16 protein-coding genes and 1 pseudogene are annotated in these 18725 nt (G+C 47.5%); 7 read left to right on the forward strand and 10 right to left on the reverse strand.

Going from position 1 to position 18725, the window contains the following annotated elements:
• Positions 1–539 (reverse strand): annotated as a pseudogene (locus ABY436_RS13155) (transcriptional regulator HexR); the annotation flags it as partial.
• Between the two features lie 252 nt (positions 540–791).
• On the opposite strand from ABY436_RS13155, the gene zwf reads away from it, so the two are divergent.
• The 4 genes from zwf (at position 792) to ABY436_RS13175 (ending at position 4265) form a co-directional block, all read left to right on the forward strand.
• Complete coding sequence (gene zwf / locus ABY436_RS13160; RefSeq protein WP_372739420.1) at positions 792–2267, forward strand: glucose-6-phosphate dehydrogenase; 1476 nt, start codon at positions 792–794, stop codon at positions 2265–2267.
• Positions 2254–2967, forward strand: a complete 714-nt coding sequence (gene pgl / locus ABY436_RS13165) for a 6-phosphogluconolactonase (RefSeq protein ID WP_372739421.1) — start codon at positions 2254–2256, stop codon at positions 2965–2967. Before zwf ends, pgl begins: the two co-directional genes overlap by 14 nt.
• Positions 2968–3041: 74 nt before the next feature.
• Positions 3042–3707 carry a bifunctional 4-hydroxy-2-oxoglutarate aldolase/2-dehydro-3-deoxy-phosphogluconate aldolase gene (locus ABY436_RS13170; protein WP_372739422.1) on the forward strand — a complete coding sequence of 222 codons (666 nt, stop codon included), beginning with the start codon at positions 3042–3044 and terminating at the stop codon, positions 3705–3707.
• A gap of 90 nt (positions 3708–3797) precedes the next feature.
• Positions 3798–4265: a methylglyoxal synthase gene (locus tag ABY436_RS13175; RefSeq protein ID WP_372739423.1), complete on the forward strand. Its 468-nt coding sequence runs from the start codon at positions 3798–3800 to the stop codon at positions 4263–4265.
• 23 nt (positions 4266–4288) lie between these two features.
• Here ABY436_RS13175 and ABY436_RS13180 read toward each other — a convergent pair whose 3' ends face one another.
• Both ABY436_RS13180 and edd read right to left on the reverse strand, forming a co-directional pair.
• Positions 4289–5182, reverse strand: a complete 894-nt coding sequence (locus tag ABY436_RS13180; RefSeq protein WP_372739424.1) for a D-hexose-6-phosphate mutarotase — start codon at positions 5180–5182, stop codon at positions 4289–4291.
• Positions 5179–7008, reverse strand: coding sequence for a phosphogluconate dehydratase (gene edd, locus ABY436_RS13185; protein WP_372739425.1), 1830 nt, complete (start codon positions 7006–7008; stop codon positions 5179–5181). The genes ABY436_RS13180 and edd overlap by 4 nt, the downstream gene beginning before the upstream one ends.
• A gap of 166 nt (positions 7009–7174) precedes the next feature.
• Between edd and gap the strand changes: the two genes are divergently transcribed.
• Complete coding sequence (gene gap, locus ABY436_RS13190; RefSeq protein WP_372739426.1) at positions 7175–8179, forward strand: type I glyceraldehyde-3-phosphate dehydrogenase; 1005 nt, start codon at positions 7175–7177, stop codon at positions 8177–8179.
• A gap of 13 nt (positions 8180–8192) precedes the next feature.
• Positions 8193–9626, forward strand: coding sequence for a pyruvate kinase (pyk, locus tag ABY436_RS13195; protein WP_372739427.1), 1434 nt, complete (start codon positions 8193–8195; stop codon positions 9624–9626).
• Positions 9627–10107: 481 nt separating this feature from the next.
• Here the strand turns inward: pyk and ABY436_RS13200 are convergent, their stop codons facing one another.
• Both ABY436_RS13200 and pgi read right to left on the reverse strand, forming a co-directional pair.
• Positions 10108–11100 (reverse strand): carbohydrate kinase, encoded by a 993-nt coding sequence (locus ABY436_RS13200; RefSeq protein ID WP_372739428.1) that lies wholly within the window; start codon positions 11098–11100, stop codon positions 10108–10110.
• Complete coding sequence (gene pgi / locus ABY436_RS13205; RefSeq protein WP_372739429.1) at positions 11100–12761, reverse strand: glucose-6-phosphate isomerase; 1662 nt, start codon at positions 12759–12761, stop codon at positions 11100–11102. The genes ABY436_RS13200 and pgi overlap by 1 nt, the downstream gene beginning before the upstream one ends.
• Positions 12762–13211: 450 nt before the next feature.
• On the opposite strand from pgi, the gene ABY436_RS13210 reads away from it, so the two are divergent.
• Entirely contained in the window at positions 13212–13391 is a 180-nt protein-coding gene (locus ABY436_RS13210) for a hypothetical protein (protein WP_372739430.1), read from the forward strand.
• Between the two features lie 19 nt (positions 13392–13410).
• Here the strand turns inward: ABY436_RS13210 and ABY436_RS13215 are convergent, their stop codons facing one another.
• The 5 genes from ABY436_RS13215 to ABY436_RS13235 form a co-directional block, all read right to left on the reverse strand.
• Positions 13411–14298: a helix-turn-helix domain-containing protein gene (locus tag ABY436_RS13215; RefSeq protein WP_372739431.1), complete on the reverse strand. Its 888-nt coding sequence runs from the start codon at positions 14296–14298 to the stop codon at positions 13411–13413.
• Between the two features lie 191 nt (positions 14299–14489).
• A complete protein-coding gene (locus tag ABY436_RS13220) occupies positions 14490–15131 on the reverse strand; it encodes an HAD family hydrolase (protein ID WP_372739432.1) in 642 nt (213 codons plus the stop codon).
• Positions 15132–15174: 43 nt separating this feature from the next.
• Positions 15175–16650: a mannitol dehydrogenase family protein gene (locus ABY436_RS13225; RefSeq protein WP_372739433.1), complete on the reverse strand. Its 1476-nt coding sequence runs from the start codon at positions 16648–16650 to the stop codon at positions 15175–15177.
• Between the two features lie 37 nt (positions 16651–16687).
• Positions 16688–17797: an ABC transporter ATP-binding protein gene (locus ABY436_RS13230; RefSeq protein WP_372739434.1), complete on the reverse strand. Its 1110-nt coding sequence runs from the start codon at positions 17795–17797 to the stop codon at positions 16688–16690.
• Positions 17798–17824: 27 nt separating this feature from the next.
• The gene (locus tag ABY436_RS13235; protein WP_372739435.1) at positions 17825–18673 is read right to left on the reverse strand and encodes a carbohydrate ABC transporter permease; all 849 of its coding nucleotides are present in this window, start codon (positions 18671–18673) and stop codon (positions 17825–17827) included.
• Positions 18674–18725 lie beyond the last annotated feature (52 nt).

Below are 18725 nucleotides of genomic sequence, written 5' to 3' on the forward strand. Positions count from 1 at the left end.
CCGGTATGCGCTGCTGCAGCGACCATTCGCATCATCATCACATCATCATAAGCAGTGACAGGAATATTAAAACGGAAGAATTTATGTTGCGCGTCCATAGCAACCGGACCCGACGCACCTAAACCAAAAAAAGAAATCTGCTTCGCCTGAATCAAATAATCAACGGCTTTAGCGACTAACGTTGCATCAACCCTTTTACGCGAGATATCAAGCGCTGCTATGGTCGAGGTAAATATTTTATCCGTGTATTCTTCTGTCGTATCATCCTGCTCGACACTGCGGCTGACATAAGGCGTTCCGACAGCAAGACTCTGGGCTAGCTGAATTTTAAAATCCGGATATCCCGTTGTAATGAAATTCCGGCAAAAACGGTTCACTGTCGGCTCACTAACAGAGGACGCCTGTGCCAGTGTAGCTATACTCATTCGGGTGGCAGCTTTAGGGTCACGCAGGATAGCACCTGCGACTTTACGCTCAGACTTATTTAACGAGTCTAGACGCTCACGTATCTGATCAAGTACATTCATACTGTTTGGCATATTTTACGGGCTTATATAGGTGGACTAAAATTAGACGGACTTATTTGGTGGTTATTAAACTACATTTACACTATACCTTTGATAGAGTAGTGCTTCCAGCAAGTCCCCCTAAATAAATCAAAAATCTATACGAATAATTGATTACAGACCGTATAAATTACGTAATATTACCAATAAAACAATTGACTGCTCCGAAAAACAGCATAGAATATTGCTTATATCGGTCTAATAACTACAAAAATAGGATTCAGCATGCCTTCCTACAACACCTTGAGTGATATTGTCATCTTTGGCGCCATGGGAGACCTAGCGCAACGTAAGCTAATTCCCGCTCTCTACCAGTTGGTGCGCGAAGGATTAATAGACAACAACTGCCGGATTCTGGGAATCGCCAGACAAGAGATTGACAAAGAAACGTTCATTTCCGATTGCACCAAAAGCCTGCATCGTTTTGTTAAGAAAACCGAATTAGACAAAGAAAGTCTGGAAGCGTTTTTATCTATGCTGGACTATTGCAAGATCAATTTCACCGAAGCAGAAAATTACAAAAACCTGAAATCGACATTGTCGACCCATAATGATCGCACCCGTATTTTCTACTATGCAACACCAGCATCCATGTTCGGCCCTATCAGCCAACACCTAAGCGAAGCTGGCTGCCTGAATGAACAGTGCCGCATGGTCATGGAGAAACCCATTGGGCATGATCTGATATCTGCCAACAAAATCAATGACCAGGTTTCAGAATTTTTTAGCGAGTCACAAATCTATCGCATCGACCATTACCTGGGCAAAGAAACGGTTCAAAACCTGATGGCACTGCGTTTTGCAAACCCACTCTTCGGCACTCAGTGGAACCAGAATCATATTTCTCATGTCGAGATAACGGTAGCCGAACAAGTTGGCATTGAAGGACGCTGGGGCTATTTTGATCAAGCCGGACAGATGCGCGATATGGTACAAAACCACCTGCTACAGCTATTATGCCTTACCGCAATGAACCCACCTGACGATTTATCTGCCGATCTCATCCGGAATGAAAAGGTCAAAGTACTTAAAGCCATGCGCCCCATTACCGGCGATATGCACAACACTCATGTTGTTCGCGGTCGCTACACCAAAGGCATGATTGATAACACCCCGGTTCCGGGCTACATGGAAGAAGAAGGCGCCAACCCCAAAAGCAACACCGAAACATTTGTTGCATTAAAAGTTGAAATCGACAACTGGCGCTGGGCAGGTGTTCCCTTTTACCTTCGCACCGGCAAACGCCTTGCAGGAAAGCTCTCGCAAATCACTGTTCACTTTAAGCAACAACCGCATTTCATCTTTAATGAGAGTCAACGCCATCTTGCGCAAAATAAGCTGACAATTCGCTTACAACCAGAAGAAGGCATCTCGTTACAGGTATTAAATAAAGACCAGGGGCTCGGCAACGGCATGCGCTTACGAAGCGAGTCTCTGAACCTCAGCTTCTCACAGTCAACGACACAAGCCCGCATCCCTGATGCTTATGAGCGCCTGTTACTCGAGCTGATAAAGGGCAATCAATACTTATTCGTACGCCGTGACGAAATTGAGCACGCCTGGAAATGGTGCGACCAATTATTAGAACACTGGAAAATGGAAAACAAACCACCGCAGCCATATGCGGCTGGCAGTTGGGGACCCAAAGCGGCCGACCTACTCATCATGAAAGACGGGAATTGCTGGCATGAAGATCAGTGAAATGAAAATACCTGAGCATATAACGCTTTGCGAGTTTGAATCCAGAGAAGCGCTAACTGACAGCTTATGCGAGCTGATTAAGACACGTATACAGAATTCACTCAATCAGTCTGGCCGCGCAAGTATCGCCGTGTCTGGTGGCTCAACACCCATTCCGCTATTCAGACAGCTAAGCCAAGCGCCACTCGACTGGAGTGCAGTAACCATTACCCTCGTCGATGATCGCTGGGTAAGCCCTGACCATCAGGACAGCAATGAACGACTTGTAAAAGAAAACTTACTGCAAAACCAAGCCTCGGCGTCCCGATTTATCGGCCTGTGGCAAGAAAACATCAGCGCCAAAGAAGCCGAAGCAAGCTGCAATCAACGCCTGGCTGAACTCGACGACCCATTGAACACTGTCATACTAGGCATGGGGAACGATGGCCATACCGCTTCTTTATTTCCATGCGCCAAAGCTGACCTCCGCGCAGCACTGGCAAGCAATAAAGACTGCGCAGCGACCCATCCGGCGTCTGCACCCCACGCACGCATGACACTAACACCCAAGCGCCTGTTTAACAGCGATTTACGTATTCTGCATATATGCGGCCAAGACAAACTGGACGTACTGAAAAAAGCATTGAAAGAAAATGATCTACAGACGATGCCAATCAGTATTTTTCTACAACGACCACTCACCATTTATTGGGCACCTTGAACATGACGGCGCACAAATAAACAACTCCGCCACCCGCTCAAGCAACACTCAATAATAAAGATACAGGATTATTTATGAACAACCTTCTCCCTCAAGACATGACATTTCGGATTGACCAACTATGCCAACTCGGACCAGTCATTCCCGTACTAACCATCGATAACGTCGAAGATGCGATACCGATGGCGCAGGCACTTGTTGAAGGCGGACTCCCCGTCCTGGAAGTTACCTTACGCACAAGCGCCGCACTAAAAGCCATTGAAGCCATAGCACGCCATGTACCCGGAGCAAAAGTGGGAGCGGGCACAGTAATCACACCTGACGATTTTAAACGTGCTGTTGATTGCGGCAGCACATTCATCGTCAGCCCGGGCATAACAACCGAACTACTGGAATATGCTATCAACAGCGATACGCCTTTCTTGCCCGGCATCCAAACCGTATCTGAAATGATGGAAGGCATTCAGCGCGGCTACAAACGCTTCAAGTTTTTTCCTGCCGAGATATCCGGCGGAACCAACACACTAAAAGCATTTCAAGGCCCGTTTGGTGATGTGAAATTTTGCCCCACAGGCGGCATCCGCGTTAACACAGCGGCGAATTATCTGGCACTGGACAACGTCATGTGCGTTGGCGGAACCTGGCTAACACCAGCAGATCTTGTATCAGCTAAGGATTGGGCTGGTATTGCAACGCTGGCTAAGCAAGCATGCATAAGCGCCCGACCAGTAAGCAAGTAATTTTAGTAGCCTGTGAACACTTAAGATTAGAAATTAAGAGAATCAATTAAGAAAAGCACTTAACAGGAATATGGAGAAAGGTAAGTAGCTATGGATTACAAACAGGTAGCGATGCCCAAAGGCAAACGTATTGCACTGATTGCTCATGATAATATGAAGCAAGACCTGCTCGAATGGACTCGACAACACCTTGATATACTCAAGCATCACCACCTGTATGCGACAGGAACAACCGGCCACTTACTGGAAAGTGATATCAATATACCCATCGAAAAGCTGATCAGCGGCCCACTGGGCGGCGATCAGCAAATAGGGGCTCTCGTAACGAAAGGAACGATTGATATCATTATTTTTTTCTGGGATCCGTTTGAGCCAATGCCGCATGACCCTGACGTAAAAGCCCTACTGCGCGTAGCGGCAGTGTGGAACATTGCCGTTGCCTGCAACCGCAGCACTGCTGACTTTCTGATCAGCTCTCCGTTAATGACTCAGGAACACCCCTACAAGATACCTGATTACGAAAAGTATCTTGCTAAGCGCCTGAAAAAGGAAAGCTGATCATATTCAATGACGATGCCCCCTCACCTAAGGTAAGGCTCTATGCTGAATTGAGTTTCAAGGCAAATAGATTCACCACCTGGCAAGACGACGGGGTCGACAAATGCGGTATTAGCAGCTTCTATACAGACAAAAGAGTCAACCTGATCCAAGCCTACATCAACCATTCCCCTGGCAGACCGTCCCGGATTCCACACCACCGTTGAGCCGCTAAAGCGCTTACCGATTCGCAAGGTTCGCTGCCAACCATGATCAACAAGCAAAACGCTCTGCGCATGCTTAAAAATCCTGTCAATCTCCTGAGTCACATCCACAGGACCTTCCAGGTCAAACTGAGCCAATGCCTGCAACTTATCAAGATAAGCACAACCATCAAGCCCTTCAATACTAATACTATCTCTTGCCGAAATTGATAGATAACTATGCAGTGCCTGCGTCACTGAAACAGCCTGACTTCCAATATTAGCTGTCGTCAAACTGATAAGCAGCCCATCACCCCCTACAGAAAAGCGCAAACTCAACGTCAAATCAGGCCATAGCGTCTCTTCGGGAATCATCTGCCAACACCCACCGGATTCAGTGAGCTGCTCGCTTACCAACCGCCACTTCCCCGTGCGCGCAACACCATGCGCAGGCAAGGATTCATCCGACGGATGATCACCAAACCAGGGCCAACACAGAGGCACGCCCCCGCGGATAGCACCAGGAAATGGTTTTGGTCGATTCGTTAGCCATAACACCGGATGCTCGCTAGCCGGCCGAAAGTGTAATACCTGAGCCCCATGAAGCGAGATAAGTAACTCACCCCATGGCTGCTTTATCAAACGTACCGCAAAGCCCTGCCACTCAAGGTCGTGACAGCCCTGATCCACACTATCGATCAGAGCCTTAGTTGCAGCGCACCCCCATTCATTCACACACTCATCTCCGTAAAGTCAAACACACTCGCGCCCTCTTCTGCGCAACTGACTTGCCGACGCATGGGCGAAAATAACTCACGCCCCATGGATGCATGATGCTTATTAGCGGAGTCAGGCATTGTCTGACCACGCGACAGCCATGCGTCATTATCAGCGACCAGCTGCAAACTACCGGTCGTGGCATCCAGACGAATAATGTCGCCATCCACCACTTGCGACAGCGGACCACCAACACTCGCCTCAGGCCACACATGAATAGCCGCAGGAACCTTTCCCGATGCTCCCGACATACGCCCATCCGTTACCAGCGCCACTTTAAAACCGCGATCCTGGAGCGTTCCCAAGTAAGGTGTAAGCTTATGCAACTCCGGCATCCCGTTAGCTTTTGGCCCCTGATAGCGGACAACAGCGACAAAATCACGCTCAAGCTCACCGCGATTAAATGCCTCAGCAATCGCATCCTGATCCTCAAAAACAACAGCAGGCGCTTCAACAATATGATGATCAGGCGTAACAGCAGATACTTTAATAACACCACGACCCAAATTACCTTCGAGTCGTTTCAATCCACCATTAGCGCTAAACGGCTGCGCTACTGTACTCAGCACTTCACTGTCCAACGACTTGGTCACACCCTCACGCCAGACAACCTTAGCGTTTTCCAGGAACGGCTCCTGCGTATAACGCGACAAGCCTTTACCCATAACTGTCATGACATCCTCATGCAGGAAGCCGCCCGCCAGCAACTCACGCACAAGATAGCCGACACCACCCGCTGCCTGGAAGTGGTTGATATCAGCCTCTCCGTTAGGATAAACCCGCGCCAACAGAGGAACCACATCAGAAAGATCAGAAAAATCATCCCAATCAATAATCACACCCGCTGCTTGCGCGATCGCAATTAAATGCATCGTATGATTAGTTGAACCGCCGGTTGCCAGCAAAGCAACTATCGCATTAACCAGCGAACGCTCATCTACAATTTCATAAAGCGGAGTAAAACGGCCATTTTGCGCTGTAATTCGCACCACCTGCTGCGCCGCTTCTCGCGTTAGCGCCTCACGCATATGGGTACCCGGATTAACAAAAGATGATCCGGGCAGATGCAACCCCATCACTTCAACCACCATCTGATTACTGTTCGCCGTACCGTAGAATGTGCAAGTACCGGCACTGTGATAAGAATCAGATTCACACTGAAGCAAGGCATCACGATCCACTTTTCCTTCAGCATACAGCTGACGAATATTGGCTTTTTCTTTGTTTGGCAAGCCGCTCGGCATAGGGCCCGCAGGTACGAATAAAGTAGGCAAATGCCCAAAGCGAAGCGCACCGATCAATAAACCCGGAACAATTTTGTCACAGACACCCAGATAGAGCGCCGCATCAAACATGTTGTGAGATAAACCAACGGCTGTCGCCATTGCAATCACATCACGACTAAACAGACTCAGCTCCATACCAGGCTGCCCCTGCGTCACACCATCACACATCGCTGGCACACCGCCTGCAAACTGAGCCACTGAACCTAACTCATGCACCGCTTCACGAATCTGGTCAGGGAAGGCGGCAAATGGCTGATGAGCAGACAACATGTCGTTATATGACGAAATAATACCAACATTGACTGCGTTCATCATTTTTAACGACTGCTTGTCTTTTTCGCCACACGCAGCAAAACCGTGCGCCAGATTCCCACAAGATAAACGTGACCGATGCACTCCCCGATCCTCTGCATCCTTCATCTGACGCAGATAAGCATCTCGGGTTGATTTACTGCGCTTTACAATACGTGCTGTGACTTGCTCAATAATGGGGTGCATAACAACTCCTGAATCATTACCTGGTTAGACAGAAGAAAACTGTCTAACGTTTTATTATTTGTATATCGGTAAGTTTACATACATTATTCACAAACAACCATTGCTTTTTAGTTTATACTACGTAATATAAACAAAAAATAAATATATGTATTACGAGGTAGTATCCATGACAATCCGTGTTGCAATCAATGGTTTTGGTCGAATCGGCCGTAATGTGCTACGCGCACTCTACGAAAACAACTATCGCGATAAAATTCAAGTCGTTGCTATAAACGACCTGGGTGACGCTGCTATTAATTCACACCTGTTCCAATATGACAGTGTTCATGGTCGCTTCGCAGGTGAAGTTGAACATAATTCCGAAAGCATGACCGTCAATGGTGACAACATTACGATCAGCGCAATGCGCAATCCTGCAGACCTGCCCTGGAAATCATTGAATATCGATGTCGTCTATGAATGCACCGGTTTATTTACTGATCGCGAAAAGGCCGCTCAACACATAACAGCAGGTGCACGTAAAGTTATAATCTCAGCACCCGGCAAAAACGCTGATGCCACCGTCGTCTTCGGTGTCAATGATAACGTGCTTCGCCAGTCTCACCAGATAATTTCCAACGCATCCTGCACCACCAACTGCCTGGCACCCGTTGCACAAGTGTTACAACAAAATATCGGCATCGAAAGCGGCTTGATGACCACTATTCACTCTTATACCAACGACCAGAATCTATCAGACGTCTATCACTCAGATTTATACCGCGCCCGTTCTGCCACCCAGTCTATGATTCCTACCAAAACAGGCGCAGCAGCAGCAGTAGGCCTGGTATTACCTGAGCTGGCAGGGAAATTTGATGGCATGGCCGTGCGTGTACCAACCATTAACGTTTCGCTAGTCGATCTATGCTTTATTGCTCATCGGGATACCAGCGTAGATGAGGTAAACAAGCTGATTGCCGACGCAGCCAAACACTCTCCGGTATTGGGGTATAACAACCTCCCGCTGGTCTCTGTGGATTTTAACCACAACCCGCTCTCCTCTATCTTCGACAGTTCTATGACCAAGGTTTCCGGTCGCTTAGTGAAAGTAATGTCTTGGTATGACAACGAATGGGGTTTCTCCAACCGTATGCTAGACAATACCCTAGCCTTAATTCAAGCACCGGCTTGAGGAGTACATCAGCATGTTAAGACGCACCAAGATTGTTGCCACACTAGGTCCAGCCACCAGCAGTGAAGAGCAGATCGAAAAACTTATTCTCGCCGGGGCTGATGTGATGCGCCTTAATTTCTCCCACGGAGAAGCAGAAGACCATCGCAAACGTGCTGAAATGGTACGTATGTTATCGAAAAAACATGGCCGCTTTGTCGCCATACTGGGAGACCTGCAAGGACCAAAGATCCGCATATCCCGCTTTGCCGAGCAAAAGGTACGATTAGAAGTCGGCCAACCCTTTACCCTGGATGCCAGACTCGATCGCGATGCCGGCGACCAGACACAGGTAGGACTCGACTACAAAGCCCTCATCGAAGACGCAAAGGTTAATGACATCCTCTTGCTTGATGACGGCCGCATTGAATTAAAAGTGACTGAAACCTTTGAGCACAAGTTACATACCGTAGTCCTGCTCGGCGGCTGGCTATCCAACAACAAAGGCATTAACCGCCTCGGCGGTGGTTTGTCAGCAAAAGCACTGACCGAAAAAGACAAAGAAGATATTAAGACCGCCGCTGCTATTGGTGTGGATTATGTCGCGGTCTCTTTTCCACGTGACGCCGCTGATATGAACGAGGCGCGCGCATTACTTAAAGCCGCCGGATCTAACGCAGGATTGATTGCCAAAATAGAACGCGCTGAAACGGTGGCCGACCCTGAAGTCCTTGATGATATTATTCGTGCGTCCGAAGTCGTCATGGTTGCCCGCGGAGATCTGGCCGTAGAAATTGGTGATGCAGAACTTATCGCTGTACAAAAGCATATCATTGCGCGCGCACGCACGCTAAATACGGTTGTCATCACCGCGACTCAAATGATGGAGTCCATGATCAACAGCCCCATGCCTACCCGCGCAGAAGTGTCTGATGTCGCTAATGCTGTGCTGGACTATACGGATGCTGTGATGCTGTCAGCAGAAACCGCAGCCGGCGACTACCCAACAGAAACCGTACAGGCTATGGATCGCATCTGTCTTGGCGCTGAGCGTCATCCTTCGACAAAAAGGTCCAAACATCGCATCAATGAAGATTTTCATAATATTGATGAGACCATCGCATTGTCAGCAATTTACGCGGCTAACCATCTGGTTGGAGTCAAAGCGATCATCTGCATGACCGAAACCGGCGCCACACCACAACTGATGTCGCGTTTACGCTCATCACTGCCGGTTTTCGCCTTCTCACGTAATGAAGACACACAACGCCGCGTTGCTCTCTACCGAGGCGTATATGCTATTCCGTTCCACTCGGACTTACTCGACCCTGAGAAAATCAACAGAAGCGCTATCGATATACTGATAGAACGCGAAGTCGTTAAAACAGGCGATTTAGTTATTATTACTAAGGGTGACTACCTGAATGCACTAGGAGGCACCAACACGCTGAAAGTGCTTAGGGTCTGATTCATGTTTTAACACTGATGTTCATGGCTCTCTGGCCAAACCTTAGGGGAGTAATGCGGCAATGGCTGTATTATTCCCCATTTTTTTAATATACATATAAGCAACGCCTCGAACCCACCGCACCTCCTATACAGAAAGCCCACTTTGCAAAAAAACCTTCCCGTTAAACAGGCATAGAACATCACCTGGTGACAGGCCTGAGCTATAAACTTGCCGCCATCGCTACCGACGCAAAAGCGCCCGACACAAAAAGAAGCCGCACCTTCAAAAAATTAAAGGCAGCAAGTGAAAATATTATTAAGGATAGACCGGCAGATGTGGATTTGGCGGAAGACGTTTGCCAGCATTTCGCGACACGAACGCCTGATAGCGAAGCTGTGACAGATAAACCATACCCGCCCCGGCCGCATCGCCCCCGAACAGGCGCAACCCCAAGGTTGCGCTGAACAGGAGCCATTAATGAGTAATGTAAAGCATCAAACTACGCAAAATAAGCGGATGTCAGATCACCTTGGGCGGGCAACGAGCTAAAAGCACCCTGATGCGCCACAGCATAAGCGCCACACGCGCTGGCAAAGGTTAAGGCGGACTCAAGAAGCGCACGCTCGGTTGCCACAAAATCAGCCAATGATGAGACTGACAGATCCCGCTCAGCCAACGCATATAACAACCCGCCAATAAAGGCGTCACCCGCCGCCGTACTATCGACCATAGTGATACTGGCCGGCTGTATGGTGCCGCTACGTTCTTGCGTGTAATAGCGCAAGGGCTTACCGCCATCAGTAACCAATATTAAGGCAATACCAAGCGATAACATGCGCTCTATAACCTGTTCCTGAGTTTGATCCCGACACAGAAAATTCAGCTCTTCAGCACACAATTTGACGATATCCGCACGCTCAAGGCAAGCCCAGATAAATTCAAATGGATCCGCACCCTCAGGCCATAAATTGAGTCGTAAATTCACATCAAAACTAATGATACAACCTGCAGATTTTGCTTTAGCTATGCCCGCCAATGTGGCTGCACGAATCGCGGGCTCGGTCAGCGTATTAGAGCAAAAATGAAACAATCCTCCGCCATCAAAACAACTGTCCTGAAAATCATCATCACGAAATAGCAAATCAGCAGAAGCGTTGCGATAAAACTCGAAACTTCGCTCGCCATGATCATCCAATGTTACGAATGCCAGCGCCGTCTTACCTTCACCGCTTTGTAAAAGATACTGAGTATCAACGCCCGCATCCTGCAACGAGGTTTTCATGAAATCACCAAACATGTCAGCACCAACCTGACCAACAAACAAACTGTTTCCGCCTAGCTTACCGACAGCAGCGGCAACATTAGCAGGCGCCCCACCCGGGTATTTAGTAAAGGATTCATGCGAAGCTGCTTGTGTTTCTCCAGCAGGTTTCGACACCTTACTAGACAGCATATCGACTAAGGCTTCACCAAAGGAAATTACCTTTTGCATTACTTCACTCCACGCATTTTTTGCTGCTTTTCTGATGTTTTATCTGATGCTTTAACTGATGGATTTTTCCCTTTGGACATATGTTCTTTTACAATGGCCATCAGCCCTTGTGTAGACACATCGTAATCCGTACTTTTTCGTTCGATATTTCGGCTGATTTCAGTTGCCAGACGCTTGCCCAATTGCACGCCCCACTGATCAAACGAATTAATATTCCATATCGCCCCCTGCACAAACACCTTATGTTCGTATAGCGCAATCAGAGCCCCTAAATTACGCGGGCTTAATTCATCTAACAACAGAACATTACTCGGACGATTACCCGGACAACTCGCATACCCCTGCTGCCCTTCACTGACATCACCATTCATAAACGCATTTGCCTGAGCCAGCATATTGGTGAGTAGTGCGAAATGATGCTCTTCTGCTTCTTCATCAGTTTTTAGCGACGCAATAAAATCAATCGGAACAAAACGGGTGCCTTGGTGCAACAACTGAAAAAAAGCATGCTGGCCGTTAGATCCCGTCTGTCCCCAGACAATAGGCCCGGTGTCGTAGCTGACAGGCTTGCCTTCCATATCAACTGACTTACCATTACTTTCCATATCCAACTGCTGCAAAAAAGAAGGAAATTGATGCATAGCCTGATCATAGGGAATAACAGCCTGGGTTTCCGCCCCCAAAAAATTGGTATACCAGATACCAATCAACGCCATGATAACCGGCATGTTGCGCTCCAGAGGCGCCTCAAGGAAGTGCCGATCCATCTCGTAAGCACCTTCAAGCAACTCGATAAAGCGGTCATAACCAATACTCAACGCAATAGGCAAGCCAATGCTGGACCACAAAGAATAACGCCCTCCGACCCACGCCCAGAATTCAAATATACTATCCTGGCGAATTCCGAATTCCATCGCCGCCGCTTTATTCGTCGAGACTGCTACAAAATGCTGCCCGATATCAGCCTCAACACAACCCGTTTCCTGCAAAAACCAACGCTTTGCACTGTTCGCATTAAGCAAGGTCTCCTGGGTCGAAAAGGTTTTCGTTGAAACGATAAATAATGACGTTTCAGGATCAAGACTTTTAAGCACTTTCTTAATATGCTGACCATCAACATTGGAGATGAAATGCATGTTTAACTCGGGGTGTTTATAGTTAAGCAGCGCACGGCACACCATATTAGGTCCAAGGTCTGATCCGCCAATACCAATATTGACGATATGGCGAATTCTCTTACCGGTATAACCTAGCCACTTACCATCTCGCACCCGATTGCTGAACGCCTCCAGCTTTTTAAGACCCGCCCGAATATCAGGCATCACATCCTGCCCGTTCACGACAATCGCTTCATCACCGCGATTACGCAAAGCAACATGCAACACCGGTCTTTTCTCGGTGGCATTAATAATATCACCGGAGAACATCTGCGCGCGACGCTGGCGTAAAGAAGAATGCTCAGCAAGCTGCAACAATGCAGCAAAGACTTCATCGGATATTTTATTCTTGGAATAATCCAGAAACAGCTCACCCAGACGCAGGCTCATTTTGTCGAATCGAGCGGGATTGGCGGTAAAATAATCGGCGATACGATCATCCTTTGTCTTTTCCGCCAACTGTTCGAGCTTCTTCCAAGTAACTGATTGATCAAGTGCATACATAATATATTTCTCATTAATAATTATTATTAAAATATAAGGTACTAAAAAACGGTACGCAGAATACATCAGCCATTAACGATCAAGTAAATCAACATATATGCCCGCAACAACAAGCATAAATGTCATCAAAGCCGATTGGCTGTATTACATCGCTAATTCTAAAAAGAGGCAAATACCCTGCCCACTCTCATCATGTACTTTTTTACGCATTGCTTCTTAGCTGAAATCATAAGTCTAAAAATTTTATACTGGATTATTACCCAATAACGTAATTATGGCAAACTATCGGAAAATACTAAACAATATATTCAAATTTATTGGTAATAAAACTACGTAATTAAAAAATAAAGATACCGGCATTTTAAGTATTTGTAATATCAAATGAAACGCTATGAAATCAGGATGCCGACATACCAATAACGGCTGACGATGTAAGAATTGCTGTCAAAAATGCAGGCTAAAGAAATTCGCATAGAACCAGTATTTCGTTATGCCAACCCATTCCCGCGTACTATCGCTTTGCCAGGCGCAGGAAAATCAGATATCGAACCATTACTCTCTGCTGCGCACCCATTTGAACAAGGCATAGGCGCCTTTGTAAGAGCCGCACGCGCAGACCCCACGATATAAAAGTCCCGATTTGTTTCAATTAATCTTTATACCAGGCGCCTAGAGAACTTTTTCGATATTCCGAAGGCGTCATTTCCTTTAAAGCAAAAAATCGACGATTAAAGTTTGCGATGTTATTGAAACCCACCGTGAAGCAAATATCCGTTATCGGCTCTTCCGTATGTGCTAAGCGTTCACAGGCTTTATTGATCCTCATACCATTAACGAACTCAACAAAACGCTGCCCTGTCGATTTTTTAAAAAACTTCGAAAAATAGGTGGGGCTCATATCAACATGCCCGGCTATCTCATCCAAGGTAATTTCAGAATCATAATGCTCAAAAATATAGCTAAAGACCTGACTCAGACGATCAAGAATTTTGGGATCCTGAATAGGAACATAGGCCGAAGATGACAGCACCCGGTATTCGGTAATGGAAGCCAACAACTCAATCAGTGTCAAAAAACGAGTCAGCCTTCGCAGACCAGCAGAGGAGGCAATCTGCTCAAACAGCGGTAACGCTTGTTGTATTTTATCAGCATCAAGGAATTCGATACCGTAACTGGCGCGCTTCCAGAATGATGCCAGTGAATGCATCTCCTGAAAGACTGATTCACTTTTACGAATAAACTCCGGAGAAAAATTCACAACACGATCACGCAACTCAACTTTCTCCTCCCTGCCCACCTGGCTCACCCAATTATGAGGTAACTGAGGACCCACAAGAAAAAGACTGCCGGGAGAGAAATTACCGATATAATCACCGATAAAAACTTTACCCGTGGTTGCCGTTATCAGATGCAATTCATATTCGTCATGATAATGCCAACGCACTAATGGACTGGGGTAACCATGTTCCAGATAACGAATTGATGCAGCCGCTTGCTGATCGACCCATTCAAACTCAGGTTGAATACGCTGCTTCATGTTACTTATACCTCACCGGCGCGCGCCGCGACTTAATACCAGGTCATATCCCTATTTATACTTTATTGCCCTCTTTTTGACCATTAATTCAACCACGCGGCTATTTGATACAATAACCATCGCTTGTCTGAGCTGACGCTACACTCGCTCTTCATCTGAGCAGAATTAAGAAGGCCGGATACGGACCCTGTTTATTGGTAAAAAGCGCGTAAACTTTCCCAAAGAGAATTATGCAGCGAGTCAGCTATCGCAAACTTTTCTGGTGTAGGATGCCCAGGATCAGGAACTGCCACAACATTCATACAGGCAGCTTTTGCGGCAATAACGCCGTTGATCGAATCTTCCCACACCCGACATTGCCAGGGTTGTGCACCGCTGCGCTGCGCCGCCAATTGAAAGACAGCGGGGTGTGGTTTAGAAAACTCGACTTCTGTACCCGAAGTAAACAATCTAACCGGCAGCGCATGCTTGCGGACTACCGACTCAATAAAAGACAGAGGTGAGGATGACGCTATTGCCAAAGGCAGATCCAGTTCCGCGATACGCTCCAACAACGCAAGCGCGCCCGGCATTAAAGATGCCGAGCCGATAGCAGCCGACATCTCCTCCAGAATAGCCGTACAGAGCTGGCCTGCATTCACATCCGCGTCCGGATAAGCACGTGCGATCGCGATGCTTAACTCTTTTGTGCTCATACCCGAATAAGCAGCAACCTCGGCCACGCTTAAATCAAGACCATACAGCTGCTGCAAAACGCGCCGTTCGACGCGCTGCCACACAGGTTCAGAATCAATCAGCAGACCGTCCATGTCAAAAATAGCAAACTGCATCATCCGCCTCTTTCATTCATTGATACTGATTGTTTATCAGAGTAAATCAGGTGTCTAATGTCAGCTCTATCGTAGTCCGCACTCCGTATTGCTGCAAACGACTTAATTGCAGACTAAACGCCTCCCGAAAAGCGACTGAGCCGGGTATGACTGAGCCGAACACATCATACAAACCCAGAAATTCACTGGTGAGATTGTCAGGATCCTGAATCGCTTGCTGTAACAAGTCTGCGCGCGGATCAGAAATTGCATAGGTCTCGCCGCACTCATCAACACCTCGCAGGTAATGAGCCCATGACGCGATAATCAAAGCAACCCGCTCCAACGGCTGACCGCTCTCGATCGAACCCAACAAAGTAGGCAGAACAAACTTAGGAAACTTAGATGATCCGTCTGAGCAGATGCGGCTCAACTGATCACCAATAGCTTGATTAGAAAATCGCTCAAGTAACGTTGTTTTGTAAAGCTCCAGATCTATTCCGGGCACATCGGGCAACAGGGGTGTTACATCCTGATCCATGAATGAGCGCACATAACGCTTTAACAACGGATCTTCCATTGTTTCATGTGCAAACCGATAACCTAGGAGAAAACCTAAATAGGTCATCGCCAGATGGCTACCGTTCAGCAAGCCGATCTTCATTTCCTCATAAGGCGTCACATCATTAGTAAATTGAACACCAACCGCTTCCCACTCGGGACGACCATTGCAAAACTTGTCTTCCAGCACCCACTGCATAAAAGGCTCGCAAACAACAGGCCAGCTATCTTCAATGCCCTGCTCGACTGATAACTGCTTTCGGTGCGCATCACTGGTCATCGGCGTAATCCGGTCAACCATTGCATTTGGAAAACTCACATTAGCGGCAATCCAATCATGCAAAGCCGTATCACGCAGCGCAGCAAATCCAAGCAACGCCTTGCGCGCCACGTCACCGTTATGCGGCAAATTATCACACGACATCACAGTGAAGGGAGCAATACCAGCAGCCTGGCGCCGTACCAACGCTTCAGCAAGATAACCAAAAATAGTGGTTGGCGCTTGCGGGTGCGCTAAGTCATGCTGAATCTGAGGAAGCCCTGCATTAAATTCTCCCGTACTATCATCAGTGCAATAACCACCCTCAGTGATGGTTAACGAGACGATTCGAGTAAGTGGCGAAGCCAGCTTTTCAATCAGAGCTTCAGGATCATCTTCTGCCATGATGAAATCACCAATAGCACCAATAACCTGTACACCAGCACCTTCTGCAGCACCTAATTCATACAAGGTGTACAGAAAATCCTGAGACTGCAGCACCTGCTGCATTGCCCTGTCATCCGGACGCAAACCTACACCACAGATACCCCACTCAGATGCATTGCCCTGATTCAGTAATGCTTCGGTATAAGCGGCCTGATGAGCTCGATGAAAGCCACCGACACCCACATGAAGAATACCGTGGGATACCGCATGTCGATCATAAGATGGCACCACTACTTTAGCGGGGAGCAGCGCCAGATTGTCTTCATTTAGTTTCATTAAAGTTACCCCTATTTACAACAAATGCTATTAATCATTAAGCGGGCTCAGGGGCACGGTTCAACTTAGCTATTGCCTTACCCTGCTCATCAAACAAATGACAATGCTGCAAATCCAGACTCAGACCTATTCTGTCGCCATAAACGCCAGAAAAATCACCGGGTGTACGCACTGTGAGTGTTTCTTTTGAATCAGTTTTAACATAACAAAAAGTGTCACTACCCAGATGCTCTGCAATGTCCAGAGTGGCATGAAAGTTACTTTCATCGGTTGTCGTCACCATTATGTGCTCCGGCCGGACGCCTAACGTAACTGCCTGACCTTGACCAACCCCTTCCGGTGTTACTGGCACACGCACCCGAGGGCCAGCCGTAAGCTCTACATCGACACCTTCGGCATCACTACCCACTACCTTGCCTGGCAAAAAGCTCATTTTTGGCATCCCAAGAAATCCGGCCACGAATTGATTAACAGGATGGTGGTAAAGCTCCATCGGCGACCCCACCTGCTCAATCTGCCCCTGATTCAAAACAACCACTTTATCTGCCAGAGTCATTGCTTCAACCTGATCATGAGTCACGTATATCATGGTGGCATTAAGATCATGATGCAGCCGCGCCAGCTCAAGTCGCATCTGAATACGCAAGGCGGCATCAAGGTTGGAGAGCGGCTCATCAAAAAGAAAGACTTTAGGATTACGTACAATAGAACGCCCAATCGCAACGCGCTGACGCTGACCACCCGACAGGTCTTTAGGTTTGCGATCCAACAACGGTCCAAGTTCGAGAATGCGGGCCGCTTCAGTCACTTTGTCGTTGATGACGTCTTTGCTATCCCCTGCCAACTCTAGCGCGAACTCCATGTTTTTACGCACCGTCATGTGTGGATAGAGTGCATAGCTCTGGAAAACCATAGCCAGATCACGCTTAGCAGGGGCCAGCTCGGTAATCTCTTTCTCGTCGAGAAAAATAGTTCCGGAGGTAACCTCTTCCAGACCGGCAATAGAGCGCAACAGTGTCGACTTTCCGCAACCAGACGGGCCCACAAAAACGACGAACTCGTGGTCTTTAATAGCGAGATCGATACCTTTCAGGATTTCAACGTCACCGTAGGATTTACGTAAATTTGTTATTGTTAGATCAGCCATGATAATTCCTTAAAATTTGTTAAATGCCTACTTCACTGCACCAAAAGAGAGACCACGTACCAGTTGTTTTTGACTAACCCAGCCAAAGATCAGGATCGGAGCACAGGCAAGTGTTGATACGGCCGATAGCTTGGCCCAAAACAGGCCTTCAGGGCTTGAGTAAGAAGCGATCAATGCAGTCAGCGGTGCCGCCTTGGATGCGGTAAGATTGAGTGACCAAAATGCTTCATTCCAGCATAAAATCAATGAGAGCAATACGGTAGAAGCGAGCCCACCTTTACTCATCGGCAGCAGTACCCGCCAGATTTCCTGAAATAGAGTGGCACCATCCATACGCGCTGCTTCCAGCACTTCTTTAGGTATTTCCTTAAAGTATGTATAGGCCATCCAGACCATGATCGGCAGATTGATCAGAGTGTAGATAATGACCAGCCCTAAACGGGTATCAAGCATACCTAAGTCTTTGAACAGCAGATAAATGGGCACCAGTACGCCGACCGGTGGCAGCATCTTGGTAGAGAGCATCCACAACAAAGTCGTTTTGGTTCGCTTGGTTTCAAAGAAGGCCATGGAATACGCAGCCGGAACAGCAATAAGCATGCCGATAATCGTTGAACCAAAAGAGATAACAACAGAGTTCCAGGCAAAGTGGAAGTAGTCGCTGCGCTCATTGATAAGCGTGTAGTTTTCCAGCGTTGGCGTAAATAATAGCTGTGGCGGTGTCGCAAAAGCATCGATCTCTGTCTTAAAACTGGTCAGTAACATCCAGAAGATGGGAAAGAAAATGACCAGAGCAACACCCCAGGCAAGCGTACCCAGTAGCACTGTATTCAAACGGCGGCGCTGTTTGAGGCTAAGCAAGTTGAAATTCAGCATAAAATAGCTCCCGTATCTCAGTTTTTATCAGTCAGGCTTTTGCCGACCAAGC

It is taken from the genome of Neptunomonas sp., from assembly GCF_041601355.1.
Taxonomy (GTDB): domain Bacteria; phylum Pseudomonadota; class Gammaproteobacteria; order Pseudomonadales; family Balneatricaceae; genus Neptunomonas.